We start from the raw sequence: 26934 nt of genomic DNA, 5'->3' as shown, positions 1-26934 counted from the left end.
TTTCAGTAGAATATGAGTAATGAAGAGAACTGTAAGCGTATACAACCTGTCCAAACAAGGCAGATTCTCCACCCTAAATGAAGGAGGCCGATCTAATGCTGAGTAAAAGACTGGCGCACATTTTAAGTCAGCTGATGGCAGCTGAGACTCCTCTCACGAGCGCAGCGCTTTCTGTCAGTTTACAAGTGACAAGCCGCACCATCCGAACAGACATCAAGGAACTGAATGAGCGTCTAGCCCTTTATCAAGCAGCTGTATCAGCTGTTAGAGGCGCTGGCTATGAGCTGTTGATCAACGATGAGAATGCCTTTCGCCGTTTTATGAAGGAAGAAGTCGAACAGGAAGAACCACTTGCTGTTCTTCCAGAAGAACGAGTTCGATTTATTTTGAAAAAGCTGCTTCTAGCGGAATCATATGTGAAGCTGGAAGACTTACAGGAGCAGCTGTTTATTAGTAAATCGACGATGAGTAATGACATGAAATGGGTCAAACGTAAGCTCGAACCCTTTGATCTGAAGCTTGAAGCAAAGCCGAATAAAGGCTGCCGGATTAAAGGATCTGAGATGAAAATCCGTTATTGCATGTCAGAATATTTATTCAATGAACGGCGTTCCTATCAAACAATGCTGGACACGGCGGTTACGATTTTGCCAAAACATGAGCTGGAATTGATTCAGAGAACCATGATTGATTATATCAACGAGGAAAAAATGAATCTATCAGACATTTGCATGAATAATTTAATTGTTCATATTGCTATTGCCTGTAAACGGATTAGACACGGAAACTATGTATCTGTGCTGCCTGAAGAAATCAACGAAATCCCAAGGGCAAAAGAATACAAGGTAGCCAAAAAAATGGTTGAGCGTCTTGAAGGGCTGCTGGATGTCTCATTTCCACAAGAGGAAATCGTTTATATCGCCATCCATTTGCTAGGAACAGCCAAAATGGTACAGTCTTTTTCAACGGGCGGTCAAAAACAAATTGTGGATGATGACACGAGCCGTCTTGTTCAACTGATGCTGAAAGCCATTGATCAAAAATTGCAGCTGGATTTAGCGGGAGATGCGGAATTGCTGATTGGCCTCAGTTTGCACTTAAAGCCAGCGATCAATCGGTGTAAGTATGGAATGAATTTAAGAAATCCAATGCTAGATGAGATCAAAGCGGGCTATCCAATTGCCTTTGAAGCAGGGATTGTGGCGAGCAGGGTCATTGAAGAAGAGACAGGTTTGTCCATTCATGAAAATGAGATCGGCTATATGGCACTTCATTTTGGTGCGGCCTTAGAGCGTAGGAAAATGGAGATACCACCGAAGCGATGCCTGATTGTCTGTGCGTCTGGTGCAGGGAGTGCAAGGCTACTTCAAGATCGTTTGCGGTCACAATTTGGGTCAAAGCTGACCATTTTAGGAACAGCAGAGCTTTATTCCCTTCCGCATGTCTCTTTACATGCATTGGATTTAATTATTACGACCATTCCCATTCATATGGATCTACCGATTCCGGTCATTCAAGTGAACACGATTTTAGGAGGCAGTGATTTTTTAAAAATAGAAGATGCTTTGACAAGTGAAACAAGAGTGACATTAGCCACGCAATATATGAAAAAGGAATTGGTCTTTACAAAACGCGCCTTTCAAACAAAGGAAGAGGTCATACACTTTCTCACGCAAAAGGTCATTGACATGGGCTTAGCGCCAGCAGAACTTACACAATCTGTGATGGAAAGAGAAGAGTCTGCACCGACTTCATTTGGGCATTATACAGCGATTCCGCATCCGATGACCCCGCTGACAGAAGAGACGTTTTGGGCGATCTGTACATTAGAAAAACCGATCATTTGGGGAGAGAAAAAAGTTCAATTTGTGTGCTTGCTTTGTGTCGAAAAGGAGAACGCCAAAGATTTAAAAGGCATGTACCGTCTGCTTGGAGAGCTTGTCCATCATGTGAAATTTATTCAGCACCTCATCACCTGTGACACCTTTGAAGACATGCTGGATGTCATGGATAAAAAAGCGCCTTCGTACAAGAACTAATGGTGTGATATTAACTTTTTCCGCTTCCTAAAGGAAAAAGTATGGGTGTTTATGAAAGCGGTTTCATAATATGATGAATGTGTAAAGAAAAGCTTCATACTTCAAAAAGGGGGCGTTTACAATGAACATTTTATTAGTTTGTGCAGCAGGTATGTCAACAAGCTTACTTGTCACAAAAATGGAGAAGAGTGCACAAGAACAAGGAAAAGACTATCGTATTTGGGCAGTATCTGGAGATGCTGCTAAAAATCATATTGATCAAGCCGATGTGCTTTTATTAGGACCTCAAGTTCGTTATTTATTACCGCAAATGAAAAAACTCGGAGAAGACAAAGGAATTCCAGTAGATGTGATTAATACCGTGCATTATGGCGTATGTAATGGCGCTGAGGTTTTAAAATCTGCTGAACAGTTAGTGAACGGATAAAGGGGGCGGAAGGGATGAATGGATTCAACCGATTTCTAGAAGAGAAGGTTATGCCGTTTGCAGGGAAGATTGCCGCTCAAAGACATTTACAAGCATTGCGTGACGGAATTGTTTTAACCATGCCTCTCATTATCGTCGGTTCACTGTTTCTTATTTTAGCCAACCTTCCGATTCCAGGATACAGCGATTTTATGGCAAGTGTCTTCGGAGCCGAATGGGCCACGAAACTATCCTATCCTGTGAATGCCACCTTTGACATTATGGCACTTGTTGCGACCTTTGGGATCGCGTACAGGTTAGCTGAAAAGTATGCAGTCGATGCACTGTCATCTGGTGCAATTGCTGTCGCAGCTTTCCTCCTAGCCACACCTTATCAAGTACCGTTCACACCTGAAGGATCAACAGAAGCTATCCTAGTGAATGGCGGTATTCCCGTCACACTGATGGGCAGTAAAGGGCTATTCGTTGCCATGATTATTGCCATGCTTTCCACCGAAATTTATCGCTTTATTGTACAGCGGAATATCGTCATCAAAATGCCTGATGGTGTACCGCCAGCAGTTAGTAAATCGTTTATCGCACTTATTCCAGGTTTTGTGGTCATCACGCTGATCTGGGTCGCTAGGCTTCTGATTGAGATGACACCTTTTGAGAGTATTCATAATATCATCACGGTCTTAATCGGCACACCACTATCCATTCTTGGTGGAAGCTTAGGCGGAAGTATCGTTGCCATCGGTGTGCAAATGCTCCTCTGGGCATGTGGTATTCACGGAGCCACCATTGTCGGAGGAGTCATGGGTCCGATTTGGCTCGGTGCGATGGATGAAAACCGTCTTGCCTTCCAAGCAGGAGAAGTGCTGCCGAATATTTTCACAGCGCAGTTCTTTGAAATCTTTATCAATGTCGGCGGAAGCGGCGCGACGCTTGCTTTGGTACTGACCATGATCTTGCGTGCGAGAAGTAAACAAATGAAACAGCTTGGCCGTCTTGCGATTGGGCCAGCCATCTTTAACATCAACGAACCGATCATTTTTGGAATGCCGATTGTGATGAACCCAATGCTTCTCATTCCGTTTATCCTTACGCCAATTATGATGATCATCACCACATATATCGGAATGAGCACAGGACTTGTAGCAAAACCGGCAGGGATCGCTGTCCCGTGGACAATGCCGCCAATCATTTCAGGCTATCTCGCAACAGGCGGGAAAATCTCTGGCGCGGTCATGCAGCTGATTAACCTTGCCTTGTCATTTGCGCTATACTATCCATTCTTTAGAATGTGGGATAAGCAGAAATTGAAAGAAGAAAATGAGCTTGAAGCAAAAGCATCAACAGATGAAAATGTCGTCAGCATGTAATAGAGGGAACAAGGGGGATGCGGCCGATGGAAATGGAACAAATTGTGTTTCAACTCATCTTGCACGGTGGTAATGGCAGAAGCTCGGCCATGGAGGCCATTACATGTGCAAAGCAAGGCAATTTTGATGAGGCGAAGCAAAAATTGCAGGAAGCACAAGACGCGTTAAATGAGGCGCATCACGCACAGACAGAGCTGATCCAAGGAGAAATCAGAGGAGAGAAAACCGACGTCAGTCTCTTGATGATTCATGCACAGGATCATCTGATGAACGCTATGACTGTCAAGGAGCTTGCAGCTGAAATCATTGAGCTCCATGAAAAAATGAAGCAATTCGGAGGTGTCAATTCATGAAAGACGGAATCAAAATTGTCACAATAGGCGGTGGATCAAGCTATACGCCTGAGCTCGTCGAAGGGTTTATTAAACGATATCAAGAATTGCCTGTAAAGGAATTATGGCTTGTGGATATTGAAGCAGGTCAGGAAAAGTTGAACATCGTGGGTGCCCTTGCAAAACGTATGGTCGAAAAAGCAGGTTTGCCGATTGAAGTGCACCTCACCCTTGACCGCCGAGCAGCTCTGAAAGATGCGGACTTTGTCACGACACAATTTCGTGTAGGACTGCTCGAAGCCAGAGCCAAGGATGAGAGAATCCCGCTTAAATATGGCGTCATTGGACAGGAAACGAATGGTCCAGGCGGTTTATTTAAAGGTCTACGCACCATTCCAGTCATTCTAGACATCGTGAAGGATATGGAAGAGCTTTGCCCAGATGCCTGGCTGGTGAACTTTACAAATCCAGCAGGCATGGTCACAGAGGCGGTGTTACGCTACACGAATCTGAAAAAAGTAGTCGGTCTATGCAATGTGCCGATTGGAATCAAAATGGGCATTGCGAAAGCGCTGGATGTCGATGTCGAACGCATTGAAGTACAATTTGCAGGCCTCAATCACATGGTCTATGGCTTAGATGTGTATTTAGACGGGGTCAGCATTATGGATCAAGTGCTCGATGAATTAGGAAATCCAAATAGCCAGTGGTCCATGAGGAATATTGAAGCGAAAAACTGGGAGCCTTCTTTCGTCAAAGGCTTAGGGGTCATTCCATGTCCGTATCATCGTTATTACTATAAAACGAAAGATATGCTAGAGGAAGAACAAAAAGCGGCTCAAGAAAAAGGAACAAGAGCAGAGGTTGTGCAGCAAGTCGAGCATGAACTATTTGAGTTATATAAAGACCCAGATTTATCGATTAAACCGCCGCAGCTCGAAAAAAGAGGCGGGGCTTATTACAGCGATGCAGCATGTAATTTGATCAGCTCCATCTATAATGATAAACATGACATTCAACCGGTAAATACAGTGAACAGAGGAGCGATTGCCAGCATTCCGGCCGAATCAGCGGTTGAAGTGAACTGTATCATTACAAAGGACGGACCAAAACCAATCGCGACAGGTGATCTGCCTGTGGCTGTAAGAGGACTCGTTCAACAAATCAAGTCCTTCGAGCGTGTGGCAGCTGAAGCAGCTGTGACAGGAGATTACGAGACGGCTCTTGTCGCCATGACCATCAATCCACTCGTTCCATCTGATGAAATTGCAAAGCAAATCTTAGATGAAATGCTTGAAGCGCACCGTGAATATTTACCGCAGTTCTTCAAATCAGTGAATGCTTAAAATAAAATGGCCCCTTTATGGGGTCGTTTTTTATGATTTTTTCATATGGAAACCGGAGAAATCAGTGTATGATAGAAAAAACAACATGTACTGTTTCACAGAAAGGACGGTTAGAATATGGTGGCAATTGGGTTAATGCTTTACGGCTTTATCGTTCAACCTCTACTTAGTTACGGCACAGTGGTTTTGTTTTTGTATGGAATCATCGCTTCATTTATTGGCCTGATTCGGCATAGACAGGATGTGTGGATGTATGTTCTCCGCTTGCTCGTTTGTTTTACCATTCCAGTAACCAATCTGTTAATGTATTTCGCAACCATCGGTGGAGATGAAAGAGACTTTGATTTCCAGCCGATGCCGCCAGTTTATCATCTTGTTTTTATCCTAGAAATCATCATCGTCTTTTTACCAGAGATCTTTTTACTGATCGAGAGAAAGCGGAGTATCAAAGGGAAACAGTGGATATATGCAGGGGCCATTGTGGGGATATCGGTCTTGTTTTGGTGCACGCTTTGATGAGAGGCTGATGGACATCTAAGTCTTTTTCGCCTTTTTGTTGCGTAACCTCTTTCGCCTCACTTTTACAAAAGTAATGGAAAGAACAAAGATAGAAATTCCGAGAAACTTAAATAGAAAACGGGTGAAGAACGGTGAATCGTCGAAACCTGTAGCGATGATGATTGATCCGATGCAAATCCCAAAGAACGCTAGTAAATAAGTAAAAAACATACCATCACTCCTTAAGTGTGGAATAGATCCACATTTTCCATTATGAGGTAATGAAGGAGATAAAGAAACAAAAAAAGAACCCTTCATCAAATGAAAGGTTCTTTCGCTTGCTTATGCCTGCTTGACGACCGAATCGACTTCTACTGTCCAGCCGAAGATGTCTGGCTGAGTTCCTTTTTGGATTCCGGTAATCGCTTCGTACAATTTCTTCGATACTTCGCCTGTTTGACCATTTTGAATGACGTATGGCTGATCGTGATAAATTAATTCACCGACAGGAGAAATGACGGCTGCCGTTCCTGTTCCGAAGATTTCTTCAAGTTCACCTGACTGATGTGCTTCAATTAACTCATCAATTGAAATTTTACGTTCTGTCACAGGGATTTCCCAATGCTTTAACAGCTCAAGCACAGAATTCCGTGTGATCCCTTCTAAAATGCTGCCGTTCAGTTCAGGCGTCACGATTTCTCCGTTGATTTTAAAGAAGATATTCATACTACCGACTTCTTCAATGTACTTTTTCTCGATGCCATCAAGCCACAGGACTTGTGAAAATCCTTTCGTTTCAGCAACTTGCTGTGCTTTCAGACTTGATGCATAGTTTCCAGCTGTTTTGGCATTTCCTGTTCCGCCTTTAACAGCGCGGACAAATTCGTTTTCCACCGCAATTTTGACCGGATGGATGCCTTCTTTATAATAAGAACCTACTGGAGATAAAATGATGATCAGCTTGTAGGTACTTGACGGTGCAACACCTAAATAGGGCTCAGTAGAAATAATGAATGGACGAATATACAAAGAAGTGCCCTCTGCATCAGGTACCCAATCCTTATCAATGCGAATGAGTTCATTTAAGCCTTCTAAAACCGTTTCTGTATCAATTTGCGGGATACATAGGCGGTCATTTGATCTGTTTAAGCGTTCCATATTTTTTTCGGGACGGAATAAGAGAATCTTTTGATCCTCAGACACATACGCCTTCAAGCCTTCAAAAACAGATTGGCCATAATGATAAACCATAGAAGCTGGGTCCATTGGAATCGCCTGATAAGGGATAATTCTCGGATCATACCAGCCTTTATCAATTGAATAATCCATCACAAACATGTGGTCTGTGAAGATTTTTCCGAATTCAAGTTGATCAGATTGAGGTTTTGGTTTTTTTGTTGAACTAAGTTCAACGCGGATGGGTTGTTTTGGCATCGTAAATCTCCTTGCTGTTTGATTATTTGAAAATTCTAATAATATGAAATAATTATGATTCTATTCTATACCTTCACAAAATATTAGCAATAGGTTTTCTGGAATTCAGACAAGAAAAATCTGTTAAAGCGCTTTCCTCCTCTCTATCGTGGTTTTACTGAAGTTTCCCCTTAGAAATAAAATCCAATTTCGTTATTAACTGATTAATCTGACAATTTAAAAGCGATTTATTTTCCTGTAAGATATTCTTTCAACCATACACCTTTTGACTAGTACATTGCAAGGGGCATTGCCATATTTTAATCCTCTTTTTTTAACCGATAAAGATAGAAGAGAATGGAAGGGAGCAAACAACGAGATGAAACGAATGATATCAGGCGCCTTATTGATTTTATTGATGACCGCCATTAGTTTTGGCTGTCAAGCGATGACGGAGGAGGCTGGTGCGAAGCAAGGTACTGCCTATTATGTCGCAGCAAATGGGAACGACAAATATCCAGGGACGAAGCAAAAGCCTTTCCGTACGTTGAAAAAAGCGACAAGTATCGCGAAAGCTGGGACAACAGTTTATATGAGAGGCGGTACATACAAAGAGAAATTGATTGTCCGCCACTCTGGAACAAAGAAAGCACCAGTTGTTTTTCAAGCGTATGGAAAAGAGAAGCCTGTCATTAGCGGAGCATCTCTTAAAGGAAATCAAGCAGACGGTGGTCTTGTGAAGATTGATCAAAAAAGCTATATCACCCTGAAAGGGCTGACAGTCGGACATATTAAAACGAATCAAGAAGATGTGACACCCATCGGTATGTTCATCACAGGCAGCGGCAAAGGCGTCAAACTGCTTAACAACCGTGTGTACGACATTCAGACGACACATCAAAATGGGAATGCTCATGGCATTGCGGTCTATGGAACGAAAGCACCAGCAGCCATTGAAGACATCGAAATCAAAGGAAACACTGTGGAAAAGTTAAAGCTGGGTTTTAGTGAAGCCCTTGTGCTAAACGGAAACGTTAAAAAATTCCGCGTGACACATAATACAGTCCGGCATACGGACAATATCGGGATTGATTTAATTGGTTTTGAGAATGTCGCACCTTCTAAAAAGTATGATCAAGTGAGAAATGGTGTCGTATCTAGAAACAAAGTTTATGAGATTACGAGTGTTGGGAATCCAGCGTACGGCAAGGACATCTCCGCAGGAGGAATCTATGTGGATGGCGGGAAAGACATCGTGATCGATCATAACATCAGCCATCATAATGACCTTGGGATTGAGGTCACAAGTGAACATAAAGGGAAGATGGCCGAACGCATTCGCATTGAGCACAATCAAGTATATTTAAATCGTTATACAGGCATCTCCATTGGCGGATATGACAAGAAGCGCGGCGGAACCACAAACACAACCATCTCCCATAACATTTTGTACAAAAATGACACAGCCGGCTTAGAAGGCGGTCAATTGCTGATGCAATATCAATCGGTGAACAATCGAATCACGAATAATATCATGACAGCCAGTGCTTCGCATTATTTAGTCGTGAATCTCTACGAAGTGAACAAGAAGAATACATTCCAAAAGAATGTCTACGATGACCGCAAAGGTGCAAAAGCCTCTCAGTGGGTATGGCGAGGGAAATGGATGGAAGGCTACAAAACGTATCGCTCGAAAAGCGGTCAAGATAAAGGATCAGCACACCTCAATCCCCAATTTGTGAATGAGAAAAAATATGATTTCCGTCTTAAGGCATCATCACCTGCTAAGAAAATCATCGGCAGGTAAACAAGGCATTCGGTGCAAATGATCATTTTAGAAATTTTCAAAAAAATCATTGACATTGATGAGACATCACATTAAAGTAAAGAAGACATTTCAACTAAAACAAATTTCATAACGGATCTCTTATCAAGAGAGGCAGAGGGACTGGCCCTATGACGCCCAGCAACCGTTTCTATCTAAGAAATTGGTGCTAATTCCTGCAAAGCTGTTACAGCTTTGACAGATAAGAGAGGAAGACTTCCCGATACATGTTTCATGCAACGGTGATCAAGCCTCTCTTTATCAAGAGAGGCTTTTTTTGATCTCTTTTTTGAGAATCAAACGACGGGGTTCTCAGGCATATTCTCACTTTTTTACCTAGTTTTCCGATGAGAAAAATAAAACAACTTGAGGAGGAACAGCAATGAAACGTAAATATTGGACATCATCTCTTGTATTATTGACGGTCCTGACCGTGCTATTATCTGGCTGCGGTACGGGATCAAGCGCAGGCTCAAAGGCTAATGCAAACGAAAAGGTCTCCTTTGACAATGTCCCGAAGCGATTTGCAAAAGGACAGGGAGCAAAAATTAAAGTCATCCGTAAAATTGGCGGGGACGATCATACTGCTCAGTTTTTAGCAGGAACGAAGGCAGAAGGGGAAGCGCTAGGCTTTACAGTAGATGTCTACACGGCAAATGGTGATACGGCGAAGTTTCATGATGCTATTTCTCAAGCACTAGAAGAAAACTATGATGGCTTTATCATCTCTCATGGGGATGATGAGGCGACAGTCGCTGATGTGAAGAAGATCACAGCGAAAGGCATTCCAGTTGTGGCGTTTGATTCAAATCCGAAGCTGAAGGATATCAAAGGAGTCACAGTGACGTCTCAAGATGATGAACAATTAGCGAAAAAATCATTAGACGCACTCGTGGCTGATTTTAAAGGGAAAGCAAATATTGCGTATCTTTGGGTAGACGGATTCCCTCCAATGGTGAGACGAAACAAGGTGTACCAAGAAACGCTTAAACAGCATACAGGGATCAAGGAACTTGACCGATTTGGCGTTGCGGCCTCTGATACATCAGTTCAAACACAAAATGCGGTTGCGGCTATGCTGAATAAATATCCAAAGGGTAAACTGGATGCGATTTTTGCCACGTGGGATGCATTTGCGATTGGTGCCGCAAGAGCTTTAAAAGAAGCAGGAAGAACCGAAGTGAAAATATACGGTATTGATGTGTCTAATGCCGATCTCCAAGAAATGACGGCGAAAGACAGTCCTTGGAAGTACACTGCCGCTGTCGATCCGAAGCTCATTGGTGCAATCGACGTAAGGATTCTTGCGAAGAAACTAGCTGGCGAGAAAACACCATCTTCCTATGACCTTGAGGCCTCTCTCATTTCACAAAAGCAGCTTCAGGATGCAGGAAAGGCCATCAATATGGTTAATCTTGCAGAAGAAGTAAAAGGATTCGGATCATCGACTGCTTTTGAAGAAGACTGGATGAAGACCTTGAAGAAGCATTATGCAAAATAAACCACGTGCACTCTCTTTTCATAGAGGGTGTTTCGTTTTTCAATTGACGATCAGGAGAGAAGGAGGACACCTATGACAACGCCGCTAGTTCATATGAAAAACATTTCGATTGAATTCCCAGGAGTCAAAGCGTTAGATCAAGCAAATTTCACATTAAAAAAAGGCACAGTCCATGCCCTGATTGGGGCGAACGGTGCTGGGAAGTCAACGTTAATGAAAGTTCTCTCTGGTGCTCATTCACATTTTGAAGGAACCATCCACATCAATGGCGAGGCGGCGACCATTCATACACCGAAGGATGCGGCCTCATACGGTGTGCAGACCGTCCATCAAGAAGTGGATACAGCTCTAGTGCCTTATTTAAGTGTTGGCGAAAATATGATGATCCATGAAATGGAGAAAAAAACCTTCGTCCGCTGGAAAGAGATTCACCGCAAGGCAGCACAGCTGTTAAAAGAGATGAATATTGACATCTCGACGAAGCGTCTTGTGAGTGATTTGACACTGGCAGAAAAACAAATGGTGCTCATTGCCAAGGCTGTGTCGATCAAATGCAGCATTTTAATTTTGGATGAACCAACCGCTCCACTTAGTCATGCAGAAACAAGCAAGCTATTCTCAATGATTCATCAATTGAAAAAGAACGGCACAGGCATCATTTTTATCTCGCATCGCATGCCAGAAATTTTCAACATCTGTGATGAACTGACTGTGATGAAGAATGGAACCGATGTGGCGGCGCACCTCATTAAAGAAACCGATCCAAAGCAGGTCATTGAAGAAATGCTTGGCGCGCCATTAGAGGATCAATTCCCATCCCGTACACCGCTTGAGGATGCACCGATTGTGCTTGACGTGAAAGAGTTGCATGACCAGCATAAATTAAACAACATTCATCTTCATGTGAAAAAAGGAGAAATTCTCGGGATTGCAGGACTAGTCGGTGCTGGTAAAACAGAATTGTGCAAAGCCCTATTCGGCGCCTCAGAAAAAAAGTCAGGCACTGTGCAGCTGCATGGTCAAACCATTCATATCAAGTCGCCTCATCACGCTGTGAGAGCGGGTATTGCCCTTGTGCCTGAAGAACGGAGAAAAGAAGGGATTCTAACAGAAGAAAATGTTGGATGGAACGTAACAGCTGCAAGTCTACGTTCGTTTACACGGCCGTTCAGCTTCTTACATCGTTCTAAGGAACGGAAGGCAGCAGATGGAATCGTCAAGCGGCTTGGCGTCAAGACACCTTCTCTTGAAGCGAAGGTGAAGCATCTCTCTGGTGGAAATCAGCAAAAGATTGCGATTGGAAAATGGCTGTTGGCTGAGGCAGATGTCTATCTCTTTGATGAACCAACCAAAGGTGTAGACGTTGGAGCCAAAAAGGACATTTTCTCCCTCATTGCAGAACTAGCTGCAAGAGGAAAAGCGGTTATTTATGCTTCAAGTGAGCTTTCAGAAATTGCAGGAATTGCCGACCGAGTATACGTCTTATATGATGGCAGCATTGCCCGGGAAATGACGGCACCAATGACTGAAGAAGAGCTTTTATATCATTCAACAGGAGGACAATCATGAGTGAACGACAAGTTTCAGCCCCAGTTCAACAAATCAAGAAACAGCGGCCATCCTTTCATCTGTTTGATTTCTTTTATCAATATGGCACCATCTTAACGATTGTCGTATTGATTGTTGTCTTTGCGGCAGCCAATCCGGCATTTTTACAGTCAGGAAATATCATCAACATTTTACGATCGATCTCGATTGTAACCATCATTGCAGTAGGGCTGACGATCTCATTAGCAGTGAATGGCTTTGATTTATCTGTAGGTTCAGTTGCAACGTTATCAAATGCAATTGTGATCTCCATGTTTGTATGGTTCTCGCAAAACCCACTCATTGCGATCCTTTCTGCGCTGGCGGCTTCTCTTATTGTCGGTTTGCTGAATGCTTGGATGATTGTCAAAATGAAGATTCCAGATATGCTCATGACACTAGCCATGATGTTTATCATTCAAGGGCTGGCACAAACCTATACGAAAGGTGCGACCATTTCTGAAAATATGGTGCTGCCTGATGGTACTTTTTCAACTGGCACCATCCCTGCCTTTTTCAGCAAGATTGGGCAGGTCCCCTATATCATTTTGATTATGGCGGCCATTGTGCTTTTTGCACATGTTTTTATGACTTACACAAAGCATGGGCGGTTGATGTATATCATTGGTGGAAATAAAGAAGCCGCTCGATTGTCTGGTATTCATGTGAACAAATACAAAATCGCAGCATATCTGTTGTCTGCCTTATTTGCGGCGATCGGTGGTATCGTGCTGGCATCAAGGGTGATGACAGCAGAAATTAACGCAGGAACGCCATATTTAATGGATGGGGTAGCTGCTGCTTTTATCGGGTTTTCAGTCATGGGAGCAGGTAAACCAAACGCATTCGGTACGTTTATTGGTGCGGTGCTCATCGGTATTTTGCAAAATGGACTTGTGATGATGTCTGTCCCGTATTATGCAATGGATATCGTGAAAGGATCTGTACTTGCACTGGCACTCGCGCTGACTTATTACAAACAACGGGGCTAAGATGTACTTTTTTAAAACCATTTGTGTTCTCTCTCCGTCTAGTAAACGGAAAGCAGTGTAACAGCTGTTTGCCAAAAGGAGATGACAAAAAGAAATGAATATGTCAGCAACTCATGTAGAAGATTTGAAAAGTGTCATGGAAGACTGGAAAAATGAATTATTAGTATATAAATTTGCATTAGATGAAATGGATACAAAGTTTTCGATTATTAGTCAGGAATATAATTTAATCCATGGACACAACCCAATAGAGCATACAAAATCACGGATCAAATCCTTTGAAAGCATCGTGAATAAACTAGCGAGAAAAGGATGTGACATCACCACACAATGTGCCAAGGAGTACATACATGATATCGCTGGTGTCCGCATCATCTGCTCGTTTATTCAAGATATCTATAACATCATTGATGTTCTGAGGCAAAGAGAGGATTTAAAGATCCTTGAAGTGAAGGATTACATTCAGCATCCGAAACCAAATGGCTATCGAAGTCTTCATTTAATTGTTGAGATTCCTGTTTACTTAACGAATCGTGTGGAGCATGTGAAGGTTGAAATTCAGGTGCGGACCATTGCGATGGATTTCTGGGCGAGTCTCGAACATAAAATCTATTATAAACTGCAAAACGATGTTCCTCATCAGCTCACCGATGAACTAAAGGAAGCGGCAGATATCGCTCACTACTTAGATGAAAAAATGCAAAATATCAAACGAGAAATTGATTAACCAATAAAAAGAGTAGCTGTTTTGAATGACAGCTACTCTTTTCAGTCTTATTAAGGATTGGTGCCTCGATCTCTCTTTTGAATGATCGTACCGTCATCTTGCGATTGTGCAGACGGGCTGCCTTTTTGTGTAGAAGTACCAATCCAAACACCTGTGAACAAGAGCGCAAAAATCGCGCTTGAGATCAGCCATTTTTTCATCATACATCACTCCATCTTCTTAACAAGTTTTGAATGACAATGCCTTGTTCTGAAAATACATTGCTTCTTTCGGAAGACCATTTTCAGTTAAGTAGGCGGCTACATCCTGACAGATAGCCTCAAGATCAACAAGGAAATTCATAGATTCTAATTGATCACAATAAGAAATGATCTGCTCAATCATGTTGTTTGGCTGGAGCATCAATGTTTCTAAAATGGATAATTTAAGTGAAATGTTTCGTTGTTTTAAATTTTCTGCTTTTTGAAGTGAAAGCTGTACATAATAGTGGAACAAACCAGGCTTTTTCAGCTTAAATAGCGCTTTCGTGTAGGCATATAAGGCCAGTAAATAACCGCCTGGAGAAGAAGTTTCGAATGCCTCAATCAATAAAGCTTTTTCTAGGAGCGGCACAGCTTCACTGTATTCACTTCTTAGACTTTTAATAAAGGCTGCATTGCAATATGCGTGACCAAGTAAATCTGGATCCTCCATCTGTTCTAGTGAGTGAATCACCTGTCCAAACAAAGTTTCTGCCTCATCATATTTAGATTGATCCGCATAATTCAGAGCAAGCATCATTTGACAGCTGATTGATTTTTTCACATAACATGGATCTGCGTCGTAAATAGACGAAGCCTTTTTTAAGTGGTGGATGGAGAGAAGTGTGGATCTTATATTATAGTATAGACAGCCTGTTTTATAATGGAATTCTGCCTTTTCAATGTCATCATGTACGAGATCTAATTTATCCTCTGCCAATTTCAAATGGTGAAATGCTGAATCTTGATTCCCTCTGCGCATTTCATACATGCCTTTAAAGAAATAGAAATAGTAGCTGAGCATATCATCTGTACGAATCGCATTTTCATCCACAAAAAGACTGTGATCTAACGAAGCTGTATCTTCGACTAAATCTTTGAAACGGTATTCTAAAAGTTGATAGTAGAGTAAGACATCTTGATTCTCTTCCATTCGATCAAATGCTTGAAGAATCTCTTCTTTTAGCTGTATGGCTTCTTGTATGTCTCTTTTTTTCATCAAGACATACCAGTCATTTAGCATATTTGCTACATCAACGGATGACAAAACACCTGTTTCTGCCAATTGGTATCCTCCTTTCTTCACCTATTCATTTCTGCGGATTCTTATTTGTCTGAATCATCTTTCCATATTAAGTATCTTCTTATATTTTAAGCGGTCTATCTCAATTTGTAAAACATGTTTTTTGATGTAAATTCAACCAGTAGTGAAAAAAATAGGGAGTAGCGATCAAATTGTATACGTTTACATTTTTTTAGGTAAAAAGAGGATGTTGAAAAAAATATATCAGGATATCAATAGGGGAAGAGAGACAGTGAAAGAGGGTTTTTTCATAGGTGAGAAAGAAGTGGTATTGAAAAAGGAGTGTTCGCGGTTTTTTGTGAGATTATATCACATGAATATTGTGAAACATGCTTCTTTCAGAATAAAATGAGTTATTCGCAAAAAAGTAAAATTTAAAGAGACTATCGATCTAGAATTGTATGGATCTTTGGTATTGATAAAAAATATCACACAGTATAGCTTTAGCGTGGTATAGTAAGATTGTTGTTGCGAATATTTAGACAAAACTGATAATTGGGGGTCGTGTTTTATGAAGAAATCGATGTTACTGATCATGGGACTAATTGTTGTGCTCGTCATGGCAGCCTGTGGTTCAAAATCGGACAGCGGTTCGGGAGAAGGCAAAGGCACATATAAAATCGGGATAGATACAACATATCCGCCATTTGAATTTGAAAAGGGCGGTAAATATGAGGGAATAGACGTTGATTTAATTAACGCAATTGCAAAAGACCAAGACTTCAAAGTGAAGCTTGAAGCAATGGATTTCTCAGGGATCATTCCAGCGATGCAAGCAGGTCAGCTTGATGTTGGAATGGGTGGTATGAGTATTACAGATGAGCGTAAAAAGAAAGTGGATTTTTCAGATCCATACTTCGACGCTGGTCTGACAGTTGTTGTGAAAAAGGACAGCAGCATCAAATCGATTGATGATTTAAAGGGGAAAAAGCTAGCTGTTAAAAATGGGACAACAGGTGCAAAATTTGCATCAGATAACGCAGACAAATATGGGTATGAAGTAGTTCAATTCAATGACAGTCCATCTATGTTCCAAGAAGTATCTAATGGAAATGCAGATGCTTTAATTGAGGATTATCCTGTCATTACGTATGCGATCGCACAGCAAGACTTGAAATTGAAAACAGTTGGAGACCGCTTGAATGGCGACCAATACGGGATCTCAGTCATGAAGGGGAAAAATCAGGACTTATTGAAGAAAATCAATAAAGGGCTTGAAAACCTAAAGAAAAACGGTGAATATGACAAAATTATTGAGAAATATTTGAAGTCATAACACAAGCGAGGCGCGCTCAGAGCGCGCTTTCTTTATGTGTCAACCGTATGTGAATTAGGGAGGGAGAAACATGGATACGATTGTTAATGCATTTCCGTATTTAATGGATGGTTTGCAAACCACTTTATATATCTTTGTTGTTGCTATCATTTTAGGTTTTATCATCGGGTTAATTGTGGCGCTATTCCGCCTATCACCATTTAAAATCTTGAACTTTATTTCACTCGTTTTTGTCAATGCCATTCGAGGTACGCCATTTATCGTACAGCTATTCTTCATTTATTTTGGGCTTAATACACTTGAATTCATTTCGCTTGATCGAGTGCCGGCAGGGATTATTACAGTAGCGATTAATGCAGGAGCTTATTTCTCAGAAATCATTCGTGCAGGGATTCAGTCCATTGATAAAGGACAAACAGAAGCCGCACGCTCTTTAGGATTCACAGGTGGACAAAACATGCGTTTTATCGTTCTTCCACAGGCATTCCGCCGTATGCTTCCAGCCATTACGAACCAAGCCATCATCAGTTTGAAGGACACCTCTCTCTTATCGATTATCGGTATTGCTGATATCATGCAGCGGGGACAAGTTCAAGCATCGGCTACATTTGATCCTTTGAATGTCTGGCTCATTGTCGGTGTCATTTATTTCGTGATCATTTATTTACTTTCTCTACTGGCTAGCTACGCAGAAAGGAGATTTGATGTGAAATGAGTATGATTACGGTGAAAAACTTGAAGAAATCCTTTGGTGATAACGAAGTCTTAAAGGATATTAATGCAGTCATCGAGGAAAAAGAGGTTGTATGTGTCATTGGTCCTTCAGGGTCAGGGAAAAGCACATTTCTAAGATGTCTCAATAAATTAGAGGATATTACGGCTGGGGAAGTTGTTGTCCACGGACATACGATTACAGACCCAAAAGTGAATATCAATAAAGTACGACAAGAAGTTGGCATGGTGTTTCAGCACTTTAATTTATTTCCTCATAAAACCGTGTTAGAAAATATCACGATCGCACCGGTGAAAGTAAAAGGGATGGAGAAGAAAGCCGCAGTCGATAAAGCATTAGACTTGCTTGAAAAGGTCGGCTTGAAAGACAAGGCAAAAAGTTACCCTAACCAATTATCTGGTGGACAAAAACAGCGTGTTGCCATTGCAAGAGCCTTGGCGATGGACCCGAAAGTGCTCTTATTCGATGAGCCGACATCTGCTCTTGACCCTGAGGTCGTTGGGGATGTATTAGCTGTTATGAAACAATTAGCAGTCGAAGGAATGACGATGATTGTCGTCACACATGAAATGGGCTTTGCAAGAGAAGTGGGAGATCGCGTGATCTTTATGGATGGCGGATATATCGTCGAAGAAGACAAACCAGAAGCACTCTTTGGAAACCCGCAGCATGAGCGTACCAAATCATTTCTTAGTAAGGTGCTATAAAAAAAGAGTAAGAGCAGGTATGCTCTTACTCTTTTTCTTTTGTGACGAGAATGAATATACCGATTCGCATGCATTTCCTAGGAAATATTATCGCTGGAAGAACTCAATCCACTCTTGGTCTGGCCCTCGGAAAAAGAAGTAGCAATAGCCATTGGGCAATGTTGTGATTTCTTCATCTATTAGCTCAATTTGCAGCTTTTGAATACGGTTAAATTCAGCGTGAATATTATCTGTTGTGAAGGCGAGATGGTGAACCTTTCCTTCAGATGGAAGGTCACTGCTATACCCTTGAATGAGTTCGATTTCCGTTTCCGCTTCGTCTTTAAAGCCAAGAAAGGCAAGTTCAATGACTCCGTTTGTATGAGTGATGCGATCCTTTAATTTCATGCCCACCACTTTTTCATAAAAATCAATGGACTGATCAATATTTGTCACCATAATCCCTGTATGATCTAAGCGTAATGTTGTCAAAAAAGAGCCTCCTCTATGTCGAGTTGATATTTTTCTCCTCATCTTATCATAATAGAAGTAACGTATACATTCATATGGTAGGATAGAGAGAGTCAATTTAGGATAAGGATGACACAAATGAAAAAAATCTCATTAAAACAAACATTTGCAGAACAAGTGAAAAAGGGATATCCGCTTATTTCAAAAGATGCTGTGTCGCGTGTGAACGGTGTACAGGAAGGCGAGCTCATTGAATGGGTAGATGAAAGAGGCTCTTTTTTAGGGAAAGGATATTATGGTGTGCAAAATAAAGGCATCGGTTGGGTGCTTTCCTTTGACGCTAACGAAAAAATAGATCAGCCCTTTTTTGTTTCTAAACTTGAACAGGCATCCAAAAGCAGAACGCATCTATTTCGTGATGCACAGACGACGGCTTTCCGTGTGTTCAATGGGGAAGGGGATGGAATTGGTGGAATCACGATTGATTATTATGATGGATTCTATCTCATCCAATGGTATAGCGAAGGTGTTTATACATTAAAAGAAGATGTATTGGCTGCGATTGAGCAGGTGTACCCTGACTATAAAGGCATTTATGAAAAGAAACGATTTGATACGTCTGGACAATATATCGAAGATGACGATTTTGTAAAAGGGGAGAAAGGTGAATTTCCTTTTATCGTCAAAGAAAATGGGATGAACGTGGCGGTTTATCTAAATGATGGTGCGATGACAGGTATTTTCCTTGATCAGCGTCATGTGCGAAAAGCAATTCGAGATCGCTATGCAAAAGGAAAGACCGTCCTTAATACGTTCTCTTATACCGGCGCTTTCTCTGTAGCAGCAGCGCTTGGCGGGGCAAGCCGTACGACAAGTGTAGATGTTGCAAACCGCAGTTTGAAAAAAACATCCGAGCAGTTTGAAGTGAATGGCATTGATGTAGACGGGCAGGATATCAAAGTCATGGATGTCTTTAAATATTTCCCGTTTGCGGCGAAAAAAGGCTGGAGCTATGATGTTGTGATCTTGGACCCACCTTCCTTTGCACGAACGAAGAAACACACATTCAGTGCGGCGAAGGATTATAAGAAACTATTAAAAGAAGCCATCCAGATCACAGCTGAGAACGGCGTCATTGTGGCGTCAACCAATAGCAGTGCATTTGGGATGAAAAAGTTTAAAGGATTTATTGCACAGGCCTTTAAAGAATCGGGGAAAACGTATCGTATTCTTGAGGAATATACACTTCCTGAGGACTTCCGTACAACGAAAAATTATCCTGAGGGGAACTATTTAAAGGTTGTCTTCATCCAAGCATAAGAAAAAGCCATTTTCCGATAAGGGGAAATGGCTTTTTCTATAAGGCAAACGACATCAGGATAGGCGCTGCACATAATGTAATAATGGCCGAAATGATCATGGACACACTTGAGATCGTGCCTGAGACGGAGCTCAGTTCAAAGGCCTTCGATGTGCCTGCACCGTGTGCTCCTGTACCAAGCAGAACGCCCATTGCAATGTCATTATCAATGCGGAAATAACGGATAACCAATGGCCCAATGATTGAACCAAATAATGCTGTTAAAATGACGAATACAGCCGTAACGGACGGCATCCCGCCAATCATTTCAGACACACTCATTGCAACGGGTGTTGTGACGGACCTTGGGACGAGGCTCTCGATCAGACTCGTGTCCAAATGAAACAATTTAGCGATAAACGCTGTTGATAAAATCGCAACGATAGAACCGCAAGCCACATTCAAAATAATTTCTACTGCATGCTTCTTCAAAATATGAAAATACTTATATAAAGGAATGGCAAATGCCACAGTCGCAGGTTGAAGCATATTTGTCAGCCATTTTCCGCCTTGATTGTAAGCATCGTAAGGAATGTTCACGATTAACAGCAAGACCACAAGAACAACCGGTGTTACAAGTAAAGGGGAGACATAGACTTTCGGATGACGTTTATAAACCGCTTTTGATCCGAGATAGATCAGAATGGTTAAGATCAAAAATAGTCCACCAACTAACATAGCTTTTTTCGCTCCTTTCTTTTCGCAATCATCTGCGTCATCATGCCAGTCGAGAGCATGACCACAAAGGTACTAAGTAAAACCACAAGGACAATACTTGTGCCAGATTGAGAAAGTAATGTTCCGTAATCAATCACACCTACTGCTGAAGGGATAAAGAAGAGCAGCAGTTCTCCGAGCAGCCATACGGCGCCAAGTTCAATCCATTTTAATTTAATGATGTTAAAATGAAGTAATAAGAAAATGACAAGAATGCCTAAGATCGTGCCCGGAATTCTTAAATGCAAAAAGGCCGCTAGCACATTCATCAATTTCGCAAAAGCAAATAAAGCCATAATCTGAAGGGTAGCAATCAGCGACGTTTTGAGCAATTGCACTTTCTGTTCACTCCTTTTTCTATATAAATTGTTCACTGTTTCACAAAAACAATACAACGTTCTAATTGGTGAGCTTACTTTAAAGTGTACAGCACGTTCTATTATAGGTAAAATACATATATCGAATAGTTAGTATTCCTTTTGTCTATAGAAAGGGTGAACCATGTGGACATCAGACATTTAACATATTTTTTAGAAGTGGCACGGTTAAAGAGTTTTACGAAAGCATCGCAATCGCTCTATGTGTCGCAGCCGACCATTTCCAAGATGGTCAAAAACCTAGAGGATGAGCTAGGTGTGCAGTTGTTTTACCGTAATGGCAGACAGGTTGAAATGACAGATGCTGGACAAACCATGTATACACAGGCGAGTGAAATCACACAATCCTTTCAGAATTTAACGAGTGAATTAAATGATTTAATGAATGTGAAAAAAGGACATATCCGAATAGGACTGCCGCCCATGATTGGATCAAGCTTTTTCCCAAATGTGATGGGGGAATTCCGCCAGCAGTATCCAGATGTCACCTTTCAATTGGTGGAGCACGGCTCCATTAAAGTAGAGGAAGGGGTAGAGGATGGATCATTAGATATTGGTGTCATTGTTCTACCTGCAAATGATAAAATTTTTCATACATACACCATCATTAAAGAGAATATGAAGCTTGTCACCCATCCATCACATCCGATGGCAGGACGTGATGAGGTTCATTTGGCTGATTTAAAGGAAGAGTCTTTTATTTTCTTTCGAGAAGATTTCGTTCTGCACAGCCGAATCTTAAATGAATGTATGAATGCGGGATTCAGGCCAAACGTTATTTATGAAACGTCACAATGGGATTTCATCAGTGAAATGGTTGCTGAGAACCTTGGAATCGGGCTTCTGCCTGAACGGATTTGCCGTGATCTAGATCCTGATAAAGTGAGGATCATTTCCTTAAATCCGTCTATTCCGTGGCATTTGGGTGTCATTTGGCGAAAGGACCGCTACTTGTCCTTTGCTGCAAGAGAATGGTTAAAGCATACAAAATCCTATGTGTGGGATGCAGAGTAAAAGGGAGGACGATACAGATGAAATTAAGCTGCGTGTCTCATCTTTTGGAAAAGGTTCGAGCGGAAAATCCGCTTGTCCATAATATCACCAACCAAGTTGTGACGAACTTTACAGCGAATGGACTGCTTGCTTTAGGTGCTTCTCCAGTCATGGCAAACGCCAAAGAAGAAGTGGCAGAAATGGCGCAATTAGCGGATGCACTTGTGCTGAATATCGGCACACTAACAAATGATACAGTGGAGGCAATGATCATTGCTGGACAAGCGGCCAATGAAAAAGGTGTACCAGTTCTATTAGATCCTGTTGGTGTTGGTGCGACAACGTTTCGGACGAGTGCGGCGAAACAGCTGTTACAGCAAGTGGACATCACTATTGTCAGAGGGAATGCTGCTGAAATAGCTCATTTAATTGGAGTGAATGGCTGGCAGTCAAAAGGGGTTGATGCAAAAGGGGCAAATGGAGATGTATCGTCTTTAGCAAAGCAGGCGGCAAAAGCCCTTCAAACCGTTGTGGCGATTACGGGGAAAGTGGATGTCGTGTCAGATGGAGAAGAGGTTCTATCTATTCATAATGGACACGAATGGTTAACCAAGGTGACAGGGACTGGCTGTTTACTCACCTCTGTCATAGGGGCATTTTGTGCAACAGGGGAACGTCCAATTCATGCGTCGGCATCAGCTCTGCTGTTTTATGGTGTCGCTGCAGAAAAGGCAGCTCAGCAGACAGATGAGAAAGGGCCAGGGACCTTTCAAATCGAATTGCTAAACGCGCTGTCCAATACAAATGGTCAAGATGTAATCACGTTAGGAAAAATAGGGGGAGTTTTGCATGACGAAGGTTGATCAGCAGCTAATCAAACAGCAATTATCGGTTTATTTTATTATGGGAACAGCGAATACAAGCCGGCATCCGCTTGATGTGGTGAAAGAGGCCATTCAAGGCGGGATCACGATGTTTCAGTTTCGTGAAAAGGGTGAAGGTGCTCTGCAAGGTGAAGAAAAGAAAAAAATCGCTCAGCAGATTCAAGCACTTTGCCAAGAAGCGAATATTCCCTTTATCGTAAATGATGATGTACAACTTGCAATCGATCTTGATGCAGATGGTGTCCATGTTGGGCAGGAAGATACACTTGCACAAGATGTACGGCAAAGAATCGGGAATAAAATATTAGGCGTGTCCACGCACAATCTAGATGAAGTGAGGCAAGCGATGAAGGACGGGGCAGACTACGTTGGGATGGGTCCAGTCTATCCTACAGAAACAAAAAAGGATACACGCAGTGTCCAGGGTGTTTCTTTAATCAACGAAGTACGTCAACATGGTCTTCACATTCCTATTGTGGGCATCGGCGGGATCACGTATGAAAATGCGGCACCAGTCATCCAAGCGGGAGCCGATGGCATTAGCATCATCAGCGCCATTAGCCAAAGCGCTGATCCGAAAGAAGCTGCGGAAGAACTAACATCTCTCGTCGAGTCAGAGAAAGCAGCTCTTTCATCTCTAAAAGACATGGATTGACTCATCCATGTCTTTTCTACCTGCGTGAAAAATAGACAGAAGAGATACAATTGTGTACAATCTAATTGTTTGATTGTTTTCGAAATGACAGGTAAATAAAGGAGAATGAATCATGGAAGTGCTCGATACGTATTTTCGCCGATATGATGAAGCGGGAAAAGGGCAAGAGCAAATGAACGAATTGCTGGCATTGTTTTCTGATGATGTCATGATTGTCTTAAATGGTGCTGAAAAGCCTGGCATCCAAGCGTTCACACAGTTTTTGAACACATTTTTCCACGTACATGAAGACATTAAGCACATGTGGGATGGCTGGGTGAAACGAGAAGATGGGAAGTATGAAACAAACTGGGCTGTTTGCGGAAAGTTAACAGACGGTCGTGTATATACAGCAGAAGGCATTGATATTGCGGAGCTGGATGATCAAGGAAAGATCGTTTATTTAGAAAACGTCCCGAAAAACCCAGAGTTATTCCAGCGATATTAAAAAGCCGGCAGAGCGGATATTATCCCCTCTAATTAGACAGTATGAGATAATAAGCAAGCATGAGGCTTGCTTATTATTAGATTTATTTATCCGTAAATAGCTTATCAATCAAACTTATAGCAACAAAACAAAATGGAAATGCAATGAAAATGTACAGAACGTTTTTAGGTACAAACATATTGTAATAATAGAAAAATACACTCATAAATAAAATCATCACTGCATACTTGATTATCCTCTTCACAACAGTCCTCCTAATATATATCTATCCAACCATTATTAGTGCACTTATCCCTCTTATCTAACTGTTTAGCAATTTGAGTTCACACACTGGTAGCTTAGACTTCTTTTATTTGTCTAACGAATAAGCGTCAATCGCTTCTTTAGCAGATGTTTCTTGATCAAAAAGAAGATATCGGCTGTACACTTCGCTTAAATGCAGGGGACCTTCGTCTAAGTTTTCAACTAGCTCAAAGATATCTAGTACGGCTACTAGTTTTGTGGTTGTTTGTCCATGATCCCCATTTTCAAATGTCTCATCTGGAAAATGGTCTTTGACGATTTGTTTCACTTTTCGATTGTTTTTTGCTCTCACTAAAATGATTCGTTCCTCAAAGATTTTATCCGGTCTCACCTTTGGTGAGGAGCTAGATTCAAATAATAATTTTGCTGAGTACAATTTATGCATATGTTTCACTTCTTCCTTGTGGGGTGAATTTCCAGTATGTGTTTAAAATGATAACATAAGAATAACAAGAGAATTGAAGTCTATGGGGGTAATAGGATTGAAAAGAATCATTGATAACAGAGGAGAAGTTCATGAAATTTTGCTGATCATCATCACATGCTGTTCGTTGATCACGTTGAGGAAATGTGACAAGTTAGAAAGATATAAAGAGAGATTAAAAGGCCAATTTATCCCATATTGAGTACAGTTTTGAAATAGCAAGAACACTGAAAAAGCCGGCAGAGCAGCCGGCTTTTTCTCATCAATCTGTATCCATATGCATACCTGTGTGTGCTTTTACTTGAATTTCAGTAAAGGTGTCTTCATCTGCTTTTTCAGAGGAGAAAATGGTGCCTAAGTAAGCCGCAAGGAATCCGAGCGGGATCGAGATAATCCCAGGGTTCGACAGTGGGATAAGCGGCTCTCCTGTGAAAATGGCTGCCCCTGATGGGTCCCAGACGCTTGGGCTGAGTGACACAATCAGGAGTGCGCTCAGAAGACCTGTTAAGCTTCCTGCGATAGCACCTGTTGAGTTAAATCGTTTCCAAAAGACAGTGAAGATAATCAACGGTAAATTCGCACTTGCTGCCACTGCGAAGGCAAGTGACACAAGAAAAGCGACGTTTAAAGATTGCGCAAATAATGCAAGAATGATGGAAAGGATGGCCACGCCGATAGAAGCAAAGCGTGCCGCCTTCACCTGTTCCCGTTCACTCGCTTTCCCTTTGCGGATAATCTGGCTATAAAAGTCATGAGCAAAGGCAGACGCGGCGGATAAAACGAGACCGGTGACCACTGCCAGTATAGTCGCAAAGGCAATAGCGGAAACAAAGGCAAATAATAAATCTCCCCCCAGTGCCTGTGCAAGCAGTGGCGCTGCCATGTTTCCTGCTGCATCGGCTGCCGTAATTGCATCTGTTCCGACAAAAGCAGCGGCACCGAAGCCGAGGAAAACCGTCATTAAATAAAAAATCCCGATGATCCACGTAGCAGATAGAACAGATTTACGCGCCGAAATGGCATCCTTTACCGTATAAAAACGGATCAAAATATGCGGCAAACCTGCTGTTCCTAGCACAAGGGCAAGGTTCAGAGACAGGGTCTCTAAAGGCACATCATATTTATTTCCCGGGTGAAGAAATGCCCCACCAAGCGGGGTCGCTGTTTTCATCTGCTCAAACATCTTCAGCAGGCTAAAATCAAACTTGGCAAACACAAGCAGCGAAATAATCAGCGTGCCCAGCATGAGAAGCACAGCTTTCGTGATCTGTACCCAGCTGGTTGCGATCATGCCGCCAAACACGACATAAATGGTCATCAAGACACCTACGATCAGCACCGCAATCCAGTAATCAATGCCAAGAAGCAGTTTGATTAATGCACCTGCCCCAACAAGCTGTGCAATCATATAAAAAGTGGAAACCGTGATGGTGTTAAAAGCAGCCACGCCTCGAATAGCAGGGCGTTTGAATCGTGCAGCAATCATATCAGCCATCGTATATTTTCCTAGATTTCGAAGCGGTTCAGCCACGACATAAAGGACGACAAGATACGCTACAAGAAAACCAATACTATAGAAAAAGCCGTCAAATCCATTTAAGGCGATCATGCCGGCGATCCCTAAAAATGAAGCAGCAGACATATAGTCCCCGGCGATGGCAAGGCCGTTCTGAAATCCAGTCAGTCCGCCGCCTGCGGTGTAAAAATCACTCGCATTGCTTGTTTTTTTCGCAGCAAAATACGTGATGACCAATGTGAGCCCTACGATCGCTATGAATAAAATAAAAGCGGTCATGCTCATTCGTCATCACCTCTTGATTCAATTTTTAAAGCGCTTACATATTTGTCGAACTGAGCTGCTTTTTTTGCATAAAGCCCACATAAAACCCATGTCATCACAAATTGCGTGAGGGCAAATAACCAAGCCCACGTGATCGCTCCAATTGCTGGCGTGTTCAAAAAGGTGAAGTAGGATGTAGCAACCGGAAGTGAAAAGTAAAAGAGAAAAAAGAAAATCGTCATCGGTACGATAAATCTGCGTTTTTCCTCAAGAAGTTTTCGAAAATCCTTTGAAGCGGCAACCTTCTTATAATGAACGTTTTTGTCTGCCATTGTTTCCTCCTTTGTACGAATTAGGGACAAGGTACTCCAATGCATATGAGACGATCTGGTTGTTTATGACAGTATATCATAA

At 41.9% G+C, this 26934-nt stretch carries 28 protein-coding genes and 1 riboswitch; of the genes, 19 read left to right on the top strand and 9 right to left on the bottom strand.

All coding sequences use genetic code 11. The annotated features are described in order from the left end of the window. The first annotated feature begins 95 nt into the window (after positions 1–95). The 6 genes from ID12_RS03715 to ID12_RS03690 all read left to right on the top strand — a co-directional run bounded on the left by ID12_RS03715 (position 96) and on the right by ID12_RS03690 (position 6024). On the top strand, positions 96–2039 hold the full coding sequence (locus tag ID12_RS03715; protein WP_050826737.1) for a BglG family transcription antiterminator: 1944 nt from the start codon (positions 96–98) through the stop codon (positions 2037–2039). Between the two features lie 121 nt (positions 2040–2160). Next, complete coding sequence (locus tag ID12_RS03710; protein WP_007497889.1) at positions 2161–2466, top strand: PTS sugar transporter subunit IIB; 306 nt, start codon at positions 2161–2163, stop codon at positions 2464–2466. Positions 2467–2480: 14 nt separating this feature from the next. Further along, entirely contained in the window at positions 2481–3830 is a 1350-nt protein-coding gene (celB, locus tag ID12_RS03705; RefSeq protein ID WP_007497888.1) for a PTS cellobiose transporter subunit IIC, read from the top strand. Positions 3831–3856: 26 nt separating this feature from the next. After that, entirely contained in the window at positions 3857–4183 is a 327-nt protein-coding gene (locus tag ID12_RS03700; RefSeq protein ID WP_008345561.1) for a PTS lactose/cellobiose transporter subunit IIA, read from the top strand. Beyond that, positions 4180–5508 (top strand): 6-phospho-beta-glucosidase, encoded by a 1329-nt coding sequence (locus tag ID12_RS03695; RefSeq protein ID WP_007497885.1) that lies wholly within the window; start codon positions 4180–4182, stop codon positions 5506–5508. Before ID12_RS03700 ends, ID12_RS03695 begins: the two co-directional genes overlap by 4 nt. Positions 5509–5625: 117 nt before the next feature. Then, positions 5626–6024 (top strand): hypothetical protein, encoded by a 399-nt coding sequence (locus ID12_RS03690; protein ID WP_007497884.1) that lies wholly within the window; start codon positions 5626–5628, stop codon positions 6022–6024. Positions 6025–6348: 324 nt separating this feature from the next. On the opposite strand, the gene ID12_RS03680 is transcribed toward ID12_RS03690, so the two are convergent. Further along, the gene (locus tag ID12_RS03680) at positions 6349–7440 is read right to left on the bottom strand and encodes a branched-chain amino acid aminotransferase (protein ID WP_008345553.1); all 1092 of its coding nucleotides are present in this window, start codon (positions 7438–7440) and stop codon (positions 6349–6351) included. Positions 7441–7798: 358 nt separating this feature from the next. Between ID12_RS03680 and ID12_RS03675 the strand changes: the two genes are divergently transcribed. The 5 genes from ID12_RS03675 (at position 7799) to ID12_RS03655 (ending at position 14051) form a co-directional block, all read left to right on the top strand. Further along, complete coding sequence (locus ID12_RS03675; protein ID WP_050826736.1) at positions 7799–9226, top strand: DUF1565 domain-containing protein; 1428 nt, start codon at positions 7799–7801, stop codon at positions 9224–9226. Between the two features lie 117 nt (positions 9227–9343). Beyond that, positions 9344–9453, top strand: a riboswitch (SAM riboswitch). A gap of 173 nt (positions 9454–9626) precedes the next feature. Continuing rightward, complete coding sequence (locus ID12_RS03670) at positions 9627–10745, top strand: sugar ABC transporter substrate-binding protein (RefSeq protein ID WP_035389900.1); 1119 nt, start codon at positions 9627–9629, stop codon at positions 10743–10745. Between the two features lie 72 nt (positions 10746–10817). Then, positions 10818–12314 (top strand): sugar ABC transporter ATP-binding protein, encoded by a 1497-nt coding sequence (locus ID12_RS03665; protein WP_050826735.1) that lies wholly within the window; start codon positions 10818–10820, stop codon positions 12312–12314. Then, positions 12311–13324 (top strand): ABC transporter permease, encoded by a 1014-nt coding sequence (locus tag ID12_RS03660; RefSeq protein WP_017368303.1) that lies wholly within the window; start codon positions 12311–12313, stop codon positions 13322–13324. Before ID12_RS03665 ends, ID12_RS03660 begins: the two co-directional genes overlap by 4 nt. Before the next feature lie 94 nt (positions 13325–13418). Beyond that, on the top strand, positions 13419–14051 hold the full coding sequence (locus ID12_RS03655; protein ID WP_007497867.1) for a GTP pyrophosphokinase YwaC: 633 nt from the start codon (positions 13419–13421) through the stop codon (positions 14049–14051). A 50-nt stretch (positions 14052–14101) separates the two neighbouring features. On the opposite strand, the gene ID12_RS19325 is transcribed toward ID12_RS03655, so the two are convergent. Further along, on the bottom strand, positions 14102–14251 hold the full coding sequence (locus tag ID12_RS19325) for a hypothetical protein (RefSeq protein WP_017368302.1): 150 nt from the start codon (positions 14249–14251) through the stop codon (positions 14102–14104). A 19-nt stretch (positions 14252–14270) separates the two neighbouring features. After that, positions 14271–15356, bottom strand: a complete 1086-nt coding sequence (locus ID12_RS03650; RefSeq protein ID WP_050826734.1) for a response regulator aspartate phosphatase — start codon at positions 15354–15356, stop codon at positions 14271–14273. A 529-nt stretch (positions 15357–15885) separates the two neighbouring features. Here ID12_RS03650 and ID12_RS03645 point away from each other — a divergent pair. The 3 genes from ID12_RS03645 to ID12_RS03635 all read left to right on the top strand — a co-directional run bounded on the left by ID12_RS03645 (position 15886) and on the right by ID12_RS03635 (position 18090). Further along, positions 15886–16650, top strand: a complete 765-nt coding sequence (locus ID12_RS03645) for a transporter substrate-binding domain-containing protein (RefSeq protein ID WP_045033805.1) — start codon at positions 15886–15888, stop codon at positions 16648–16650. 70 nt (positions 16651–16720) lie between these two features. Next, the gene (locus ID12_RS03640; RefSeq protein WP_007497860.1) at positions 16721–17365 is read left to right on the top strand and encodes an amino acid ABC transporter permease; all 645 of its coding nucleotides are present in this window, start codon (positions 16721–16723) and stop codon (positions 17363–17365) included. Further along, the gene (locus tag ID12_RS03635) at positions 17362–18090 is read left to right on the top strand and encodes an amino acid ABC transporter ATP-binding protein (RefSeq protein WP_025208197.1); all 729 of its coding nucleotides are present in this window, start codon (positions 17362–17364) and stop codon (positions 18088–18090) included. The genes ID12_RS03640 and ID12_RS03635 overlap by 4 nt, the downstream gene beginning before the upstream one ends. An 87-nt stretch (positions 18091–18177) precedes the next feature. Here the strand turns inward: ID12_RS03635 and ID12_RS03630 are convergent, their stop codons facing one another. After that, entirely contained in the window at positions 18178–18561 is a 384-nt protein-coding gene (locus ID12_RS03630; RefSeq protein ID WP_008345541.1) for a glyoxalase GlxA, read from the bottom strand. A 117-nt stretch (positions 18562–18678) separates the two neighbouring features. Between ID12_RS03630 and ID12_RS03625 the strand changes: the two genes are divergently transcribed. Beyond that, a complete protein-coding gene (locus tag ID12_RS03625) occupies positions 18679–19860 on the top strand; it encodes a class I SAM-dependent rRNA methyltransferase (RefSeq protein WP_050826733.1) in 1182 nt (393 codons plus the stop codon). A gap of 37 nt (positions 19861–19897) precedes the next feature. On the opposite strand, the gene ID12_RS03620 is transcribed toward ID12_RS03625, so the two are convergent. Both ID12_RS03620 and ID12_RS03615 read right to left on the bottom strand, forming a co-directional pair. After that, entirely contained in the window at positions 19898–20578 is a 681-nt protein-coding gene (locus ID12_RS03620; protein WP_007497850.1) for a CidB/LrgB family autolysis modulator, read from the bottom strand. Further along, complete coding sequence (locus ID12_RS03615) at positions 20572–20955, bottom strand: CidA/LrgA family holin-like protein (protein ID WP_008345527.1); 384 nt, start codon at positions 20953–20955, stop codon at positions 20572–20574. Before ID12_RS03615 ends, ID12_RS03620 begins: the two co-directional genes overlap by 7 nt. A 165-nt stretch (positions 20956–21120) precedes the next feature. Here ID12_RS03615 and cidR point away from each other — a divergent pair, with 165 nt between their 5' ends. The 4 genes from cidR to ID12_RS03595 all read left to right on the top strand — a co-directional run bounded on the left by cidR (position 21121) and on the right by ID12_RS03595 (position 24013). Next, complete coding sequence (cidR, locus tag ID12_RS03610; RefSeq protein WP_008345526.1) at positions 21121–22008, top strand: cidABC operon transcriptional activator CidR; 888 nt, start codon at positions 21121–21123, stop codon at positions 22006–22008. A 17-nt stretch (positions 22009–22025) separates the two neighbouring features. Continuing rightward, complete coding sequence (gene thiM, locus ID12_RS03605; RefSeq protein ID WP_050826732.1) at positions 22026–22850, top strand: hydroxyethylthiazole kinase; 825 nt, start codon at positions 22026–22028, stop codon at positions 22848–22850. Continuing rightward, the gene (gene thiE, locus ID12_RS03600) at positions 22837–23526 is read left to right on the top strand and encodes a thiamine phosphate synthase (RefSeq protein ID WP_050826731.1); all 690 of its coding nucleotides are present in this window, start codon (positions 22837–22839) and stop codon (positions 23524–23526) included. Before thiM ends, thiE begins: the two co-directional genes overlap by 14 nt. 112 nt (positions 23527–23638) lie before the next feature. Then, positions 23639–24013 (top strand): nuclear transport factor 2 family protein, encoded by a 375-nt coding sequence (locus ID12_RS03595; protein WP_008345523.1) that lies wholly within the window; start codon positions 23639–23641, stop codon positions 24011–24013. A gap of 349 nt (positions 24014–24362) precedes the next feature. Here ID12_RS03595 and ID12_RS03590 read toward each other — a convergent pair whose 3' ends face one another. The 3 genes from ID12_RS03590 to ID12_RS03580 form a co-directional block, all read right to left on the bottom strand. Continuing rightward, a complete protein-coding gene (locus ID12_RS03590) occupies positions 24363–24701 on the bottom strand; it encodes a DUF4288 domain-containing protein (RefSeq protein ID WP_017360152.1) in 339 nt (112 codons plus the stop codon). Between the two features lie 301 nt (positions 24702–25002). After that, a complete protein-coding gene (locus tag ID12_RS03585; RefSeq protein WP_017360150.1) occupies positions 25003–26541 on the bottom strand; it encodes a solute symporter family protein in 1539 nt (512 codons plus the stop codon). Further along, positions 26538–26852 carry a DUF485 domain-containing protein gene (locus ID12_RS03580; protein ID WP_017360149.1) on the bottom strand — a complete coding sequence of 105 codons (315 nt, stop codon included), beginning with the start codon at positions 26850–26852 and terminating at the stop codon, positions 26538–26540. Before ID12_RS03580 ends, ID12_RS03585 begins: the two co-directional genes overlap by 4 nt. Positions 26853–26934: the final 82 nt, after the last annotated feature.

It is taken from the genome of Bacillus altitudinis (genome assembly GCF_001191605.1).
Lineage (GTDB): Bacteria > Bacillota > Bacilli > Bacillales > Bacillaceae > Bacillus > Bacillus altitudinis.
This window is presented reverse-complemented; position numbering and strand designations above follow the sequence as displayed.